This is a genomic window from Paenibacillus sp. FW104-T2 (assembly GCF_058789975.1).
The window spans coordinates 111,570-127,177 of record NZ_JBYTCE010000014.1 but is presented as its reverse complement, the minus strand read 5'-3'; the positions used below and the strand labels follow the sequence as shown (position 1 = coordinate 127,177).

15 protein-coding genes are annotated in these 15,608 nt (G+C 45.1%); 13 read left to right on the top strand and 2 right to left on the bottom strand.

All coding sequences use genetic code 11. From position 1 onward, the window contains the following. The first annotated feature begins 161 nt into the window (after positions 1–161). From AC3WQ3_RS18435 to AC3WQ3_RS18375, 13 genes are all read left to right on the top strand, one after another. A complete protein-coding gene (locus tag AC3WQ3_RS18435) occupies positions 162–554 on the top strand; it encodes a DUF2500 domain-containing protein (protein ID WP_095287123.1) in 393 nt (130 codons plus the stop codon). Between the two features lie 181 nt (positions 555–735). Further along, positions 736–1,485, top strand: a complete 750-nt coding sequence (locus tag AC3WQ3_RS18430) for an SDR family NAD(P)-dependent oxidoreductase (RefSeq protein ID WP_110822147.1) — start codon at positions 736–738, stop codon at positions 1,483–1,485. A 204-nt stretch (positions 1,486–1,689) separates the two neighbouring features. After that, the gene (locus tag AC3WQ3_RS18425; protein ID WP_492473064.1) at positions 1,690–3,381 is read left to right on the top strand and encodes a hypothetical protein; all 1,692 of its coding nucleotides are present in this window, start codon (positions 1,690–1,692) and stop codon (positions 3,379–3,381) included. Between the two features lie 162 nt (positions 3,382–3,543). Continuing rightward, positions 3,544–3,966: a cell wall hydrolase gene (locus AC3WQ3_RS18420; RefSeq protein ID WP_095358035.1), complete on the top strand. Its 423-nt coding sequence runs from the start codon at positions 3,544–3,546 to the stop codon at positions 3,964–3,966. 18 nt (positions 3,967–3,984) lie between these two features. Further along, complete coding sequence (gene gerQ / locus AC3WQ3_RS18415; protein ID WP_095358034.1) at positions 3,985–4,509, top strand: spore coat protein GerQ; 525 nt, start codon at positions 3,985–3,987, stop codon at positions 4,507–4,509. A gap of 127 nt (positions 4,510–4,636) precedes the next feature. Further along, positions 4,637–6,271 carry a sigma-70 family RNA polymerase sigma factor gene (locus tag AC3WQ3_RS18410; protein ID WP_492473063.1) on the top strand — a complete coding sequence of 545 codons (1,635 nt, stop codon included), beginning with the start codon at positions 4,637–4,639 and terminating at the stop codon, positions 6,269–6,271. A 434-nt stretch (positions 6,272–6,705) separates the two neighbouring features. Continuing rightward, positions 6,706–8,022: a hemolysin family protein gene (locus AC3WQ3_RS18405; protein WP_095287117.1), complete on the top strand. Its 1,317-nt coding sequence runs from the start codon at positions 6,706–6,708 to the stop codon at positions 8,020–8,022. 347 nt (positions 8,023–8,369) lie between these two features. Then, positions 8,370–9,569 (top strand): MFS transporter, encoded by a 1,200-nt coding sequence (locus AC3WQ3_RS18400; RefSeq protein ID WP_336780127.1) that lies wholly within the window; start codon positions 8,370–8,372, stop codon positions 9,567–9,569. Positions 9,570–9,884: 315 nt separating this feature from the next. Next, entirely contained in the window at positions 9,885–10,697 is an 813-nt protein-coding gene (locus AC3WQ3_RS18395) for an HAD-IIB family hydrolase (RefSeq protein ID WP_336780128.1), read from the top strand. A gap of 15 nt (positions 10,698–10,712) precedes the next feature. Beyond that, entirely contained in the window at positions 10,713–11,351 is a 639-nt protein-coding gene (locus tag AC3WQ3_RS18390) for a sugar O-acetyltransferase (protein ID WP_336780129.1), read from the top strand. 178 nt (positions 11,352–11,529) lie between these two features. Beyond that, positions 11,530–11,658, top strand: coding sequence for a hypothetical protein (locus AC3WQ3_RS18385; RefSeq protein ID WP_336780130.1), 129 nt, complete (start codon positions 11,530–11,532; stop codon positions 11,656–11,658). Positions 11,659–11,768: 110 nt separating this feature from the next. After that, positions 11,769–13,247 carry an Lsa family ABC-F type ribosomal protection protein gene (locus AC3WQ3_RS18380; RefSeq protein ID WP_336780131.1) on the top strand — a complete coding sequence of 493 codons (1,479 nt, stop codon included), beginning with the start codon at positions 11,769–11,771 and terminating at the stop codon, positions 13,245–13,247. Between the two features lie 198 nt (positions 13,248–13,445). Continuing rightward, positions 13,446–13,937, top strand: coding sequence for a hypothetical protein (locus AC3WQ3_RS18375; protein WP_492473062.1), 492 nt, complete (start codon positions 13,446–13,448; stop codon positions 13,935–13,937). Between the two features lies 1 nt (position 13,938). Here the strand turns inward: AC3WQ3_RS18375 and AC3WQ3_RS18370 are convergent, their stop codons facing one another. Together AC3WQ3_RS18370 and AC3WQ3_RS18365 are read right to left on the bottom strand one after the other, a co-directional pair. Next, positions 13,939–14,898 carry a hypothetical protein gene (locus tag AC3WQ3_RS18370; protein WP_492473061.1) on the bottom strand — a complete coding sequence of 320 codons (960 nt, stop codon included), beginning with the start codon at positions 14,896–14,898 and terminating at the stop codon, positions 13,939–13,941. Further along, positions 14,876–15,466 (bottom strand): RNA polymerase sigma factor, encoded by a 591-nt coding sequence (locus tag AC3WQ3_RS18365; protein ID WP_095287110.1) that lies wholly within the window; start codon positions 15,464–15,466, stop codon positions 14,876–14,878. Before AC3WQ3_RS18365 ends, AC3WQ3_RS18370 begins: the two co-directional genes overlap by 23 nt. Positions 15,467–15,608 lie beyond the last annotated feature (142 nt).

Genomic DNA, 15,608 nt, shown 5'->3' with positions numbered 1-15,608 from the left:
CAAGGTGCAACATGGAGGAGGTCATTCGCACGGGACATTTTCTGCCCGTTCCTTACAATTTGAACTCCTGATAACAAGTTCCATATTACTCGCGCATATACATGTACAGGAGACGGGTCAAGACTCTGGCTGTCCTAGGTGTAAGAACGGAGGGGAGAGACATGGGCATTGAATCATCCTGGATGTTTGACTTTTTCGGAACCGTCTTTCCAGTCGTATTTGTTCTGATTATAGGTATTGTTCTTCTGTCTGTGGGGAAAGAAGTATGGAGATGGGGGCGCAACAACGCCGAGCCTCTGCTTACCGTACCTTCGCGAATAACAGGCAGAAGGATGCAGATCAGTCAGTCGCAAGCTGAACCAGGCAGTTCAGCCCGTACGCTGTATTACATTACCTTTGAAGTAGAGAGCGGAGATCGGCTCGAGTTCAAGGTGAACGGAGAAGAGTACGGATTGTGCTCCGAAGGAGATGAAGGCCGTCTTTCTTTCAAGGGAACACGGTATATAGGCTTCGAGCGCTACAACCGCCTGTATTCAGAACGTGTACGCGGATAATCCGGCTGGCTTGCGCCATAGTGGCGTAAGCTTTTTTTAATGTTAATTTTCTTGGACAAGCGTTTCTTAAAGGTGGTATCGTGTTTTTATATAAGGAGAGGGTCTTTATAACGATAAGGTTTCTTGATTCGACATATTCGTATGTGATGACAGAAGCGTCTTAATAGAGGAGGAGTTCAAGATGTCATTTACAGATCAAGTCGTTGTTGTTACGGGAGCAGCTCAGGGGATCGGACGCAGCGTAGCCGAAGCTTACGCGGTTGCTGGTGCCAAAGTTGTACTTGCCGATTATCAGGAGGCGGAAGGAGCCGCAGCTGCTGCTTCGATTCGCAATGAAGGCGGTGAAGCCATCTTCGTTCAGTGCGATGTTCGCAAGGAGCAGGATATTACGAATTTGATTCGCACAACCATCGAAGAATTTAAACAAATCAACATCCTGGTGAACAATGCAGGCGTAGCCAGGTGGAAGTCTCCCTACGAGCTGACCTTGGAGGAATGGGACGATGTGCTTAATACGAATGTAAGAAGCTGCTTTCTCGCGAGTCGTGAAGCGGCCAAACATATGAAACAAAATGAACATGGAGGCGCTATCGTCAATATGGCATCGACACGTGCGTTTATGTCTGAACCTGAGACAGAGGCCTATGCAGCGTCCAAAGGAGCCATTGTAGCCCTGACACATGCGATGGCGGTCTCACTTGGCAAGGACGGTATTCGGGTCAATTGTATCAGTCCGGGATGGATTGAGACAGGCAATGTGGACGAATTGAAGCCGGAAGATCATGAACAGCATCCTGCAGGACGCGTAGGCGTCCCTTCGGATATCTCCCGCGCATGTTTATATTTGTCGGATCCAAGCAATACCTTTGTCACTGGGACCAATCTGATGATTGATGGGGGCATGACTCGAAAAATGATATATGAGGACTAGAACCGGGATTCCCTCGGTCTGTTGTACAAATTGAATCCTCTAGCATCCGTAAGCCCAAGTTAAGCACTTGGGCTTATTTGAAATTCAGAAATCGGTTGCTATAATGAATGTGATTTTACAACAGAACAAGAATGGAGGGAGTATATGTTCGGGAATTCATCCCGGAAGATCTTTGGCCTATTACTGCTGATTGGAGGGATCATAATGACAGGAATGGCTTCGCCTGTGAAGGCAGACACGGGCGACATACGGGCAGCCTGGGTATGGCAGGCCAAGTCTGTCCAAGATGATGGAGGAGACGAGCTGCTGGCTAACGCAGCTAAACATAAGATCAACAGACTCTATGTCAACGTGGATATGAATATATCCGATGAGGTATATCGCACATTCATATCCAAAGCCAGTAAAGCGGGTATTGCTGTTGAAGCACTAGGAGGGGACCCGTCCTGGGCTGTTCGTGACCGTGAGGCACCAATGCTCCGTTTGGCTGCGTGGGTTTCTGACTATAATCAGGGAGCTGCTGCAGAAGAACGATTTGATGCCATCCATCTGGATGTCAAACCTTACGTTTTGCCTGCATGGAAAGACGATTCAGAGTCTTTGGTTCAGTCATGGGTAGCGAATATGACATTGTTGCTTGAACAGGTCGAAGCGAATGGTGCCATCGACATTAATGTGGATCTGCCATTTTGGCTGGATTCTTATACGATCGCGGGTACAAAAACAACAGATGATACAGATAACCTGCCGTTATCACGCTGGTTCATGGAACAGTTTAATCATGTTACTTTACTAGCTTACCGCGATAACGCACAAGGGAATAACGGTATTATTCAACTCATTGAACAGGAAATGAATTGGGCTGATGCCAGCGGTGCTTCAGTCACCGTTGGGGTGAATACGAAGCCGATGCCTGGTGAGGAATTTACGACTTTTGCCGGAAAGGGAGCAGCGCAGCTGGAGAGTGTCCTAGCAGAGGTTGCGGAATCCTTACGTAATCATGCTTCATATGCCGGTTCTGCCGTACATGATATCGTGTATTGGGGACAGCTTGAACCGGATGGAGGGATTGCCCCAGAGCAGCCAACCTTACAGCCTGAGATTCGCGGAACGTACATCTGGGAGGCCTCGCAGGTAACGGATGATGGCGGTCAGCATATTCTTGAATTCGCCGCAGCACAGCATATTAACTTCCTATATGTCCGGCTTGATCTGGACCAGCCTTATTCAAGTTACCGCAGTTTTGTTAAACGAGCCCAGGCACAAGGGATTGAAATTCACGCCATGGGCGGCCATCCCATCTGGGGTAGATCCGAGAACAGACCACGGATCGAGCGACTGATCAATTATGTGAAAAATTATAATGCCGAAGTTGAACCCGAAGAACGATTCAAAGGCATTCATCTGGATATCGAGCCCTACACTCTGCCGGAATGGAATTCCGACCGCGATGCACTTTTGACAGAATGGGCTTCCAATATCTCCTTTTTCCAGGAAGAAACGAAGAAGGACAGCAGTTTGGAGACCAGTGCCGATCTGGCCGTGTGGCTGGATAGCTCCCCTTTGCCAGGACAGGACATGTCTGTTAGTGAATTTATGATCCGCACATTGGATCATGTCTCTCTCATGGCTTTCCGTAACAACGCTGAAGGGTCCAATGGCATTGCGGCAGTGGTCAGTCAGGAGATGGAAATCGCCGACCGTTTAGGTAAACCGCTGCTGATTTCGGTAGAAATGAAAGAGAATCACGAAGGCGCACATATCTCATTTTACGAAAAAGGTGCTGCCGAGATGGAACAGCAGCTTGCGAAGCTGCCTGAACTGCTGAAGGCTTATGAAGCCTACCAAGGTAACATGGTACATGCGTACGATTACTGGATTAATGCCAAGCCTTAAATTGGGCTGGTTATATAGGAAATGTTTGTTCTCGGGACTTCACATGGGGTGAGGTTCCGGGATTTTTTTGTGGAAAAAAGTTGGATTCGTGTCACCGAATAGGCTCCTGCACAATACGATGTACGGTGATGAAGAGAGCTGAAGCAAGGGAGGAAACAGACTATGGCTGTTATTAAAGCCAACTCAGAAGACGTCAGGCTGCTGGCAAGGCTTATGAGGGCAGAGGCTGAAGGTGACGGCGTACAGGGCATGCTGCTTGTAGGTAATGTGGGTGTGAACCGGGTACTGGTTGACTGTCTGGATTTTGGGGATATTCGTGATATTAACCGCATGGTATTTCAAAATCCCGGTGGGTTCGAATCGACGCAAAAAGGCTACTTCTATCAGCGGGCAAGACAATCCGAGATTCGTTTGGCACAACGTGTAATCAATGGAGAACGGATTTGGCCAGCCAGCAATGCCCTGTGGTTTTTCAGACCTGTAGGCGACTGTCCTGCAACGTGGTATAACCAGCAAAATACGGGCCGTTTCAAAGCGCACTGTTTTTTCAGTCCGACAGGTGAAGATTGTCCGGAAGTTTATTAAATTTTAGGAGGAATTACAATGATTAATCAACCATATCAACCAACAACACAGGCAATGGGTCAACAAGCCAACTCGCAAGTTCAAGGAACATCCTATAAAATCGGTAACGGCGCGCCTTCGATGTCACCAACACCAGGCATGGTTTCACCAAGTATGGTTTCACCAAGCATGGTTTCTCCAAGCTCTACAAGCGTACCACCGCTTGTATCCAGCGGCAGTCCAATGACACCAACAGGTGGAGTTGTAACGACAACTGCCCCGCAGTTTGAACAATCATACATCGAAAATATCCTGCGCCTGAACCTCGGTAAATTTGGAACGTTCTACATGACATATGAAGGTAACAAGGAATGGAATGCCCGCATTTTTCAAGGAGTCATTGAAGCTGCTGGACGGGACCATATCATTATCAGCGATCCAAAAACAGGAAGACGTATTATGCTGTTAATGGTTAACTTCGATTATGCTACGTTTGATGAGCCATTGTTGTACCAATATCCAGGCGTTATCGGAAACTTTCCTCAAGCTCCAAGCAGATTCTAATTCGTTGTAACAGGGGGGTCTCCATACAAAATGTTTAACCAGGCTGTCCCGCATGTGGAATTAAATCCACAAGTGGGACAGTCTTTTTTCGTTATAATGGAGATTATAGTAACCTTTACTCGCAATCATGGCACTTATACATATACAGGCTGAGCAAGACGCTCGCAGAGAGGAGTTTACATCATTGAACGAGTGGATTGAGGGAGCCATCCGGGGCGAGCCTGAGGCTTATGAGCAATTAATGAAACAGTTCCGCGGAATGGCGCTTGCTGTAGCTTATAACAAACTGGAGGATGCTTTCTGGGCTGAAGATATTGTACAGGAGGCGTTCACAGAAGCATTTGCTAATCTGTCGAAGCTGGAGACAGCCGAAGCCTTTCCAGGATGGTTCAAAGTGATTGTTGAACGGCAGTGCTACCGTTGGTTAAGGCGCAAGCAGCACAGCACTTCCCCTGAACAGGAGTTAATGTACAACATCGATTCGAGCGAAGAGAGGGACAACCCTGAACAGCTTGTTTTGCAAAAGGAACGGTATCGGATTCTTCGCGATTCCATATCCAGTCTGCCGTTATCCATGCAGCATGTCGTGGACATGTTCTATTTTCAGGGATATTCGCTTAAGGAAATTTCCGATTTCCTTAGCGTATCTGTTCCGGCATTGAAGAAAAGGCTGTTCGATGCCAGGGCGAAGCTGAGGCGTAGATTACCTGTGGCGGACGTTATAACCGTATTTAATGAACTTTATGAAGGGGGCAAAGGCATGCTGCATATTACCAATGGGGATCATGCTGCAGATCGTTTGCGGCAAAGCGGGATCGAAGGAGAGGTTATGGTCTGGCGGGAACTTTACACCTTTGGTCCTGTCGTCCAAGATATGGGGAACGAGTTGGAGAGAAGCAAGCGCGCTGCCTATCTGGAACAGCAATTAGGGATTCCCCAGACAGAATATCTGCAAATTGCGGAACTGGAGCGAAAGCTGCATGCGTTTCATCAGTACAAGGAGATTGTACTCTGGTTTGAATATGATCTCTATGATCAAGCGATGTTATCTTATCTGCTGCATGTTTTTAATGATCAATCGCTTGGGGATACCAAGCTGAATCTATTATGTATTGATGCTTATCCGGAAATAGAGAACTTTCGGGGACTGGGCCAGCTTACCCCCGGACAGATCGGACGTTTGTCTGGTACGTGGCATGTCATGGGGACGGAGGAGATTAAGGCGGGAAGTCAGTTCTGGCTAGCGTACACCTCTTCCGATATTCAGGATCACATGGATTATTTAAAACAAAACAGTACGGTTCTCCCATTTGCGCATGCTGCATTTGAAGCTCACTTGACCCGCCTGCCTTCACAGTCGAATGGTCTGGGTGCAATTGAACAAGCGACTCTGGAAGCTGTGAGTCAAGGGATTGATCATCCATTTCCATTATTTAAACATGTGAGTGAACGGCTGCATGTGTTGGGGATAGGAGACTTGGAATATTGGGCACATCTGAGAAGAATGACCTTGGAGCCCTATGCCCTACTACAGATTAGCGGAGCAGATACGTTCCCTGATTTCACCCGGCACGATGAACATTTCCGTAATGCAGTCTTGTCTCTGACTGAGCTCGGCATCCAGGTACTCGCTGAAGAAGCAGACTATGCGGAATTACGAAGAGACGAAATGTGGATTGGAGGTTTGTGGAACGCACAAGGCGAAGAACCGCAGTGGCGATGGGATACGGAGTCCCGTTTCCCTGTCAAAATAAGCACATAAAATTATGTCCCTTAACTCGAATTACCATCAAAGAGTATTCCTGAATTTGGATATCAACGGGAATACTCTTTTTACGTTTTACATTTGATTTGGAATTCAATTGTGACACCCACCGAGCACAAGATATAAACAATAAAACCGTTTGGCATCTGTTCAATATACTTAGTTAGCAAATGTAAATAAGACGGCGTATTCGCTACCTTTGTAAAGTAATTTGCTGGTTAGCATCATTTCGTTGTCATAGGACACGGATTGACTGTGTAGTTTAGAGTTATATAATAAAAGAAGCATATCCTTTTATTCGACACAATCCAGAAGGAGGTGGAAGCATTGGGAAGTTGAACCTGCAAATGAGCGGCAGAATGGCTAATATCCTACATTTTCGAAGGAGGTGGACCTATTTGCCGAAGAATGACGGCGAATAGGATGACAATTTGAGTGACCCCTTACCGAGTATATTAAATTTATTTTTAATTGCTTTGCTTGTTTTGATGAACGGTTTTTTTGTCTCTGCAGAATTCGCGATGGTAAAAGTTCGCGGCAGCCGAATTGAGGCTTTGGTGGAAGCAGGCAACAAAAGAGCCATCTATGCTTCTAATATTGTACGTAACCTGGATGCCTATCTGTCTGCATGCCAATTGGGCATAACGCTGGCTTCACTGGGACTCGGCTGGCTCGGAGAGCCTGCCATTGCACACTTGCTTGAGCCCATGTTTACCGCGTTTGGACTCGGCCCGGTATATGTACACGGAATTTCGATTGTGATTGCATTTGTAATTATTACGATTTTGCATATTGTACTCGGGGAACTTGCTCCCAAGACGATGGCAATCCGCAAATCGGAGACGGTCACGTTATGGTCTGCGGTACTGCTTACGTTCTTTTACAAATTGATGTATCCCTTTATCTGGGCTTTGAATGGTATGGCGAACAGCCTGCTGAGATTGTTTCGAATGGCACCTGCTTCGGAGCATGACTCGGCACATAGTGAAGATGAAATACGCATTCTGATGAAAGAAAGCAATAAGAGCGGTTTAATTGACAATACTGAATTGGCGCTTGTTGATAATATATTTGATTTTACGGCAACAACTGCCCGTGAAATTATGATTCCGCGGACGGAAATGATCTGTCTGAACGCCAATCAGTCCATGCTAGAAAATCTGGAAATCGCCAGTGAAAGCATGCGAACCCGCTATCCGGTTTACAACGGTGACAAGGACCACATTATCGGCTTTATTCATATTAAAGATCTGATGCGGTCCCAGCTCACAGATACCATTTCTGTAATCCGACCAATTCTTGCTGTTCCAGATTCGACGCCAATCAGTGATCTACTGAAGCGTATGCAGCGCAGCAAGACACAGATTGCCATTCTGATTGATGAATACGGCGGAACTTCCGGAATGGTAACGCTGGAGGATATTATGGAAGAGATCGTGGGCGAGATTCAGGATGAGTTCGATCAGGAGCGTCCTGCCATTGAAAAAGTGGATGAGATGGAATACTCCATTGATGGCATGATGCTGATTGAAGAAGTCAGTGAGCGATTTGAACTGGATATGGATCGGAGCGACTATGACACGATTGGTGGCTGGCTGTACTCCAGAGTGGAGACCATTCCGCCTGAAGTCGGTCAATCGGTTGAATATGGAGGATATGTATTCGTCATTCAGGAGACGGAGCATAAGCGGATTTCACGGGTAAATGTAATTAAGCTTGAAATGTTGGTTGAGGAAGAAGGGGCTTAAGCCAAGCAGCTTCATTCCTGTCTTCAGTTATTCGAAGCAGTCTAGTGATGATATTTCATCCTGGACTGCTTTTTTCATGCTTATGAGATCTCAAACTTTGGGCTGAGGTGCATGGATATTTGGATAATATACTCGACTTGTTTAGTTTACCTATGGAACATTCCGTAAAGTTTCGACTAAGTGTTACAGTTTTCCTGATTTAGCTCAAAGTGATAATTATATCTGATTTTGCTCATAGGATGAGTATTGACAAAGGAACACCATATCCCGCATATTTAACTTAAACACTTTATAAAGTATATTTATTAATCAGGATGATCAACTACATCAAGAGAGGAGTTACAAAGATGGCAACCTGGTTTCTCACCGTAATCTATCTGGCTTTTATAAGTCTGGGACTTCCGGATTCACTACTTGGATCTGCATGGCCGGTCATATGGCCGGAAATAGGTTCCTCCGTAGGCTCAGCAGGTCTCATTTCCATGATTATTGCCGCAGGCACCATCGTCTCCAGTCTGGCAAGTGGGAAAATGATTCAGAAAATGGGCACAGGTAACATTACGTTGTTCAGCTGTTTGCTAACCGCAATTTCGTTGATTGGATTTTCCATGGCACCTTCAATGATATGGTTTATGATCTTGGCCATTCCACTTGGCCTGGGCGCAGGAGCCGTGGATGCAGCGTTGAATCATTATGTCGCTGCAAATTACCAAGCGCATCATATGAACTGGCTGCATTGCTTCTGGGGCGTTGGTGCTACCATGGGCCCAATCATCATGGCTGGTTATATAGCGTATCAGAACTTTTGGAGAGGCGGTTATGCTGCAGTTGGTGTCATCCAGCTTGTACTGGTTATCGTACTGCTTATCACGCTACCGTTATGGAAAAGAGTGGCTGCACTGCGTGAGACGGCACCAACAACTATGACCGATAGCGAGACAAAATCGGAAATACGGATTCCGGGGAACGTCTTGAAATTAAGAGGCGTTAAGCCCTCATTGCTCGCTTTTCTGTTATATTGCGGGGTTGAAACCACAGTCGGATTATGGGGAGCCAGTTACTTGGTTGGAACGAAAAACATCTCAGCAGAGATGGCAGCGGGCTGGATTTCCATTTATTACGGAGGTATTACGTTGGGCAGGTTCATTACAGGTTTTATCTCGTTAAGAGTGCATAACCGGTTTTTAATTCGCTATGGGCAATGGACTACGATCCTCGGAGGACTCCTTTTACTGCTTCCGCTTTCTTCATCGTTTTTGGTAGCAGGCTTTATTTTAATCGGGCTTGGTCTAGCGCCAATCTATCCTGGACTTTTGCATGAAACGCCGGCTCGCTTCGGGAGAGAAAACTCCGTCAAGTTAATGGGATACCAGATGGCTGTCGCTTATAGCGGTACAACTCTGCTTCCTCCGCTATTTGGGTTTCTTGCAGCGAAGACCAGTACAGATTCATTTCCGGTTGTAGTGCTTGTGCTGCTCATATTGATGTTATTTAGCGCGGAAACCGTGAATCGCATACTTCTAAGATCTCAGAATGTTGGGAGGTGAGAACATGGCATATGTTATTTTAGCTGTTATCATCTGGGCGGCAGCCTATGCGTGTTTAGCATTGTCGAAACAGTCTATGGAAGTGAAACCGATGCGCTCCGTCGATGATTGGTTTGAGTAAAGGAGTACAATCCTAAATAAAGAGCGTTGACATGAAACCAGTTACATGGAATACGCTTGTTATGTAGTTTAATTGCATACCGATTACCGTGAGAACATGATTATCTTATTTTTCTGTCCTCTTTATAAACATACATTATAAAGATGGTATGAAAAGTATTATGAATTAGCCTTAAACAAAGAGGGGATTGCTAAATGATTAAACTTGTAGTAACTGACTTAGATGGAACATTCCTGAACAACAAGGGATTGTTCGATATTGAATTATTCAATAAAGTGCATTTAAAAATGCAGAAACAAGGAATGACCTTTGTGGCATGCACAGGAAAACAGTGTGAACGGGTAGAAAAATTATTTGGAGAACATGGCAAGGGGATATGGGTACTTGGAGATAGTGCAGCAAGAATTAAGAAAGATGGGGCGATCGTAAAAGAATTCAGCATTGAACGAGAACTTGCTTTACAAAGCATTGAATCGATACAACGTTTTGCCCCAGACCTGACCCTCATTGTATGTGCAAGCGATGCAGCATATGTTCATTCTTCCATCCAAGAGGAGATGTACAACGTGGTTAAAAGCTCATACGAACAGGTTAAGAAGATTGACTCTTTCCAGGAGATCGACAGCCGCTTTATCAAAATAACAGTATACGATATCAATGAACGGAGTAGTGCCCTAAGGAAACATGTAGAGAAGACACTTGGCGGCCAAATCTATATTGTGGATTCAGAACCCAAGTGGCTTGATATCACGGCCCTGCATACGCATAAAGGAGAGACGGTTAAAAAATTGCAGGAGCTGCTCGGCGTCACTTATGAAGAAACGATGTCCTTTGGGGACGGAGAGAATGATGTAGAGCTTATGAGTATTGCCAAATACAGCTTTGCGGTCAGCAATGCTTGTGAAAACACCAAAAAAGCAGCGCGTTTTATTACAAAATCCAACGAGGAGAACGGTGTTCTCCTGACAATCCAAGACTGTATGGACCTTCAAAAAAACGTGAATTGAATGGGAGTTGATCACATGACGGAGGAAGAACGAATATTGAACGGGATTTTATTCAGTCCCAGCCACCCGGAACTAAAAGCCATTAAACTTCGTTCGCACAACTTAAGCCATCAATACAGCCAGATGTTCGAGGATCAGGCAGAGGAACGTGAAGCGATTCTGACACAGATTCTTGGTCGCAAAGGGGAATCCTGCTTCATTCAAGGGCCTGTATTCTTTCATTATGGTGTTCACACAGAGATCGGTCATCATTTCTTTGCGAACTACAATCTAACCATTCAGGACGATGCCAAGGTTACCATTGGAGACTATACCAGTTTTGGTCCTAATGTAACTATTGTTACTCCCATTCACCCGTTTATCGCTTCTGAACGCCGGCAAATGCTAGATCAGAACGGTGACCCGAAGACTTTATGTTACGCCAAACCCGTAACGATCGGAAACGATGTATGGCTATCTGCTAATGTAACCGTATGCGGCGGAGTTACCATCGGAGACCGTTGTGTTATCGGTGCCGGAAGTGTAGTGACCCAGGACATTCCAGCAGACTCCTTCGCAGCAGGTGTCCCCTGCAGAGTCATTCGCAAAATTACAGAGACAGACAGTATTCGTTATAAACCAGAAGTCATGGCGGATTGCCGTGTTATCGAATAGCAATCCATTCTAAAGGGAGCGAGGGCTTGTCCAGACCCGGATAAGAACTGGCTCCCTTTGATGCGCAAGGATCCTTCTGGGAGCGCCGTACCATCATCCTTGACCCACGAATCCCATCCATGTTAAGTTTTCTGTATCTGAAAGTTGAAACCATACGATTTTAAAGGGGGATAGAGTTATGACTGAATTAGAGGTTGTAGATGTTTATGTGAACCTGTCACTGGATATGAACATTGGCATGGTTCACCAAAACATGAATCGGAATTCGGAGCTTTATCTATCCACGCATCGTTTTACCTGGCTTTGAGTTTCTTTTTTGCTTGGATTCATCCGAGAGTGGATACAATAAGGGAATCATGTCATGATCATAACCTCATTTATTTAGCATCGGAATATAAATGAAAAGGATGATCCCTTATGTCAATGATAAACGTATCAAACCTGACCTTTGCCTATGACGGCAGTTACGATAATATTTTCGAAAATGTGAGTTTTCAATTGGACTCCGACTGGAAATTAGGCTTTACCGGAAGAAACGGGAGAGGGAAAACAACTTTCCTTAACCTCTTGCTTGGCAAATATGAATATAGTGGTACCATCTCTGCTCAGGTTGATTTCGAGTACTTTCCTTTCCCAGTTGAGAATAAAGACTCGATAACACTTGATGTGATAAGTGATGTTTATCCAGACTATCAGCATTGGGAACTGGTACGGGAGCTTAACCTTCTGAAGGTTTCCGAAGATGTTTTGTACCGACCATTCAATTCCCTATCCAATGGAGAACAAACGAAAGTCATGCTGGCTGCCTTGTTCATGAAGGAAAATCAATTCTTGCTTATTGATGAGCCCACCAATCATCTCGACATGCACGCCAGAAAGCTCGTCAGCAGTTATCTAAGCAGAAAAAGTGGTTTTATTCTCGTATCACACGATAGATCCTTCCTGGATCACAGTGTAGACCATATCCTTTCGATCAATAAAACGAACATCGAGATTCAGAAAGGCAATTTTTCCGCCTGGTGGGAGAATAAGAAGAGACAGGATCAATATGAGCTTGCAAGCAACGAAAAGTTACAGAAAGACATTAAACGCTTATCCGACTCCGCCAAACGAACTGGCGGTTGGTCACATGAAGTCGAAAAGTCCAAAAACGGGACTAGAAACTCCGGCTCGAAAGTGGATAAAGGCTACATTGGGCACAAGGCTGCCAAAATGATGAAGCGGTCCAAAAACATCGAACAACGGCAGCAATCTGCCATTCAAGAAAAGTCCAAACTTCTCAAAAATATCGAAAGTGCAGAGCGGCTGCAGATTCATCAATTGGAGTTTCACAAAAATGAAATCGTCCAATTGGAAAATGTGTCGATTGCATATGGCTCCAATATCGTTTGTAAGGATATTAATTTAACGGTTGAAAAAGGGGACCGCATCGCTCTTTACGGTAAGAATGGTTCCGGTAAGTCAAGCATTCTAAAGTTAATTTGCGGCGATGATATTGCCTACACAGGTCATCTTCGCAAGGATCCTCAGGTCAAAATATCGTATGTATCACAAGATACCTCGGGTCTCACGGGAAGTTTATCCGAGTATGCGATGACACAGGGCATTGATGAGAGTCTCTTCAAATCAATATTACGGAAACTGGATTTCTCCAGACTGCAGCTGGATAAGGATATCTCCACGTTTAGTGCTGGACAAAAAAAGAAAGTATTGATTGCCAAAAGCCTCAGTGAGGAAGCACATTTGCACGTTTGGGATGAACCACTTAATTTTGTTGATGTCATTTCACGTATGCAAATTGAAGACTTGCTGCTTGAGCACTCGCCAACACTTCTTTTTGTGGAACATGACAGCGAATTTTGCTCGAATATTGCCACGAGTATCATTGAGTTATGAATAGCGTGGGTGTAACTCTTTAAAGCCTATACGAAATGGAAAATATTTAGGTTTCACTCACGCCACAGATTCAACAGTAAGAAAAGACGCTACCGACATGAAGGTCGGAGCGTCTTTTTATATTTTTGAAACCTATAACCTCCTCCGTCCGTTTATACCTTACACAAAATCAAATATGACGTTGGAGGAGGAATACATATGTTGAAAATGAGTCTGTCATCCATTATGAAAATTACCCTTGCTGCTGCATTATCGGTGCCTGCAATTCTATCTATTCCTGTTGGCAGCACTGCCGCAGCTAGTCCTGACATTGTATCTGGTGCACTCACCGCACCACCACCGCCGGAGGAGCAAACTGTTCACTCACTGGCAGCTCTCAAGTATATATATCAGGCAGCAGGGAACGTTTCTCCGGGAGGAGGGCTGACAGCGAACGTCACTACATCAACAACCACCTACAAGGAAATGAAATCACTTCAGGTGGATTACCGGCTGGAACGCTGGACGGGCTCAAATTGGGTGACGTATCGGTCTGGGACCAAAAGCAAAACACAAACACAATCCCTGTCAGCACAGTCGAGCTGGACGGTCATCACAGGTTATTACTACCGGGTCGTTAGCACACATACGGCGAATGACGGAACGAATTCTGAAAATACAATCCATATTTCAAATAATGTATTATTTTGATTCATTGTCTCGTGCTGCCAGGGAATTTTTGTTCCTGCAGGTCATTGGCAATGGCAATCATTTCTTCCTTCGTGACCGTTCCGAACAAGCTCATGTTGACTGAACCCATCATCCACTGAAAAGTATTATATGGCGGGCCGATGGATACAAATGCATCACTGCCGTCGGCTAATTTGACTACACTGGTTTCACGAAGCATGGTCCCTTGGATGACCTGCCCTGGCTTAACGTGATAATAATCAAATTGAATAATTTGTTCTTCACCATTCACAATATCGCCCGTGTAGCGTACTCTCATACGATCGGATTTATAATACTCATCTGAATCGACCGGAATTTCAGGATTCACGGTAAGTTCAAATTTTATCTCTTTAAAACGCTCGGGTATAGCTCTTGACAACAAAAAGTCACCATTGAATCCCGAGCGGGCTATTTCTTCCGTTACGACGATATCATCAAATAAAATGTCTTTCTCCACGGGTTGTTTTGGCAGCTCCTCGGCCTCCTCGCCAGTAGCAATTGTAGGAGCTTCGTTAAGTCCGGGTTCAGGCGGTGGGAGTGTTTTGGCAGTAGAAGGATCTGCACCAAGCTGTGCGGTGCGATCTTCAATAATGATGGATTTCATACCATTGCCCCAATCCTTGATTGACTGAACAAAAGGGGAAACGGCCTGCGTTCCGGATGGCAGACTGAAAATGACGCCACCGATCGTTAGGGAGGCAGCTACCACAACGGACAATTTCAAGGTACGCATTCTTTTCTTTCTGACAGCAATCCGGGCGATTTCCTTTTGAACACGGAGCCAGGATTGGTGCATCTGCTGGGAGTCAGGGGTAGGGGGAGCAGAGAGAGCCTGATTGAAAGCCTCATCAAAGGCCAGATCAAAGGCGGCATCAAAATATTCTTCTTCTTGCTCTGTATGATAGTGCTCATTATATCTATCTGACTTGCCTTTGCTCAATGGTCCCACCCCATTCCTTATGTAATTGCTTCTTGATACTACCTCGGGCCCTGAACAAACGTTGTTTCACAATTTCTTCCGAAGTGTCCAGCAGCTCCGCCATCTCCCTATAGGACAGACCTTCTTTCCAGCGCAGCTCTATTAATACCCGGTATTCGGGTTTAAGTTGCTCCAGATAGAACTCAATAGATTCCTGCATCATTTGCGTCTCCACGGTACTCTCTACGGAAGCTGCTGTCTGATTGATCGTCTCCATATCTATAAAAACACTATCCGTATCCAGTTGGTTACGGTTATTTTTATTTTTTCTAAGATAATTAATGGCGGTATTCCGGGTGACGACCTTAAGCCAGGCTTTCAGTTTGACTTCGTTCTCGAAAGAGGGTTTGTTTTTAATAATTTTAATGAATGCTTCCTGAATAATGTCTTCTGCTGCAGCACGCTCCTTGATGATATAAACGATGAGTCCATGAACCATATTATAGTATTCGTAATACACTTCTTCCTGAAGTGAAGGGCTCAAATTATGGAAATCTGAGGCCAAGAGTAATTGGAGCCGATTGGCCATGATGTTCTCCTTTCTGGTGAACAATCCACAAACATTGGTATCATTTCATTTTACAACATTATATGGAAACGATACAATGGGAGGTTGCTAAGACAACCTTAGAAAGGTGAACGTCGAAACCCAAAGAGGCTGCCTGCAAAAC

Excerpts from the sequence above, each read along its gene's own strand:
- AC3WQ3_RS18435 (WP_095287123.1), top strand. The coding sequence starts at position 162 with ATGGGCATTGAATCATCCTGGATGTTTGACTTTTTCGGAACCGTCTTT.
- AC3WQ3_RS18430 (WP_110822147.1), top strand. The coding sequence starts at position 736 with ATGTCATTTACAGATCAAGTCGTTGTTGTTACGGGAGCAGCTCAGGGG.
- AC3WQ3_RS18425 (WP_492473064.1), top strand. The coding sequence starts at position 1,690 with ATGACAGGAATGGCTTCGCCTGTGAAGGCAGACACGGGCGACATACGG.
- AC3WQ3_RS18420 (WP_095358035.1), top strand. The coding sequence starts at position 3,544 with ATGGCTGTTATTAAAGCCAACTCAGAAGACGTCAGGCTGCTGGCAAGG.
- gerQ (WP_095358034.1), top strand. The coding sequence starts at position 3,985 with ATGATTAATCAACCATATCAACCAACAACACAGGCAATGGGTCAACAA.
- AC3WQ3_RS18410 (WP_492473063.1), top strand. The coding sequence starts at position 4,637 with ATGGCACTTATACATATACAGGCTGAGCAAGACGCTCGCAGAGAGGAG.
- AC3WQ3_RS18400 (WP_336780127.1), top strand. The coding sequence starts at position 8,370 with ATGGCAACCTGGTTTCTCACCGTAATCTATCTGGCTTTTATAAGTCTG.
- AC3WQ3_RS18395 (WP_336780128.1), top strand. The coding sequence starts at position 9,885 with ATGATTAAACTTGTAGTAACTGACTTAGATGGAACATTCCTGAACAAC.
- AC3WQ3_RS18390 (WP_336780129.1), top strand. The coding sequence starts at position 10,713 with ATGACGGAGGAAGAACGAATATTGAACGGGATTTTATTCAGTCCCAGC.
- AC3WQ3_RS18385 (WP_336780130.1), top strand. The coding sequence starts at position 11,530 with ATGACTGAATTAGAGGTTGTAGATGTTTATGTGAACCTGTCACTGGAT.
- AC3WQ3_RS18380 (WP_336780131.1), top strand. The coding sequence starts at position 11,769 with ATGTCAATGATAAACGTATCAAACCTGACCTTTGCCTATGACGGCAGT.
- AC3WQ3_RS18375 (WP_492473062.1), top strand. The coding sequence starts at position 13,446 with ATGTTGAAAATGAGTCTGTCATCCATTATGAAAATTACCCTTGCTGCT.
- AC3WQ3_RS18365 (WP_095287110.1), bottom strand. The coding sequence starts at position 15,466 with ATGGCCAATCGGCTCCAATTACTCTTGGCCTCAGATTTCCATAATTTG.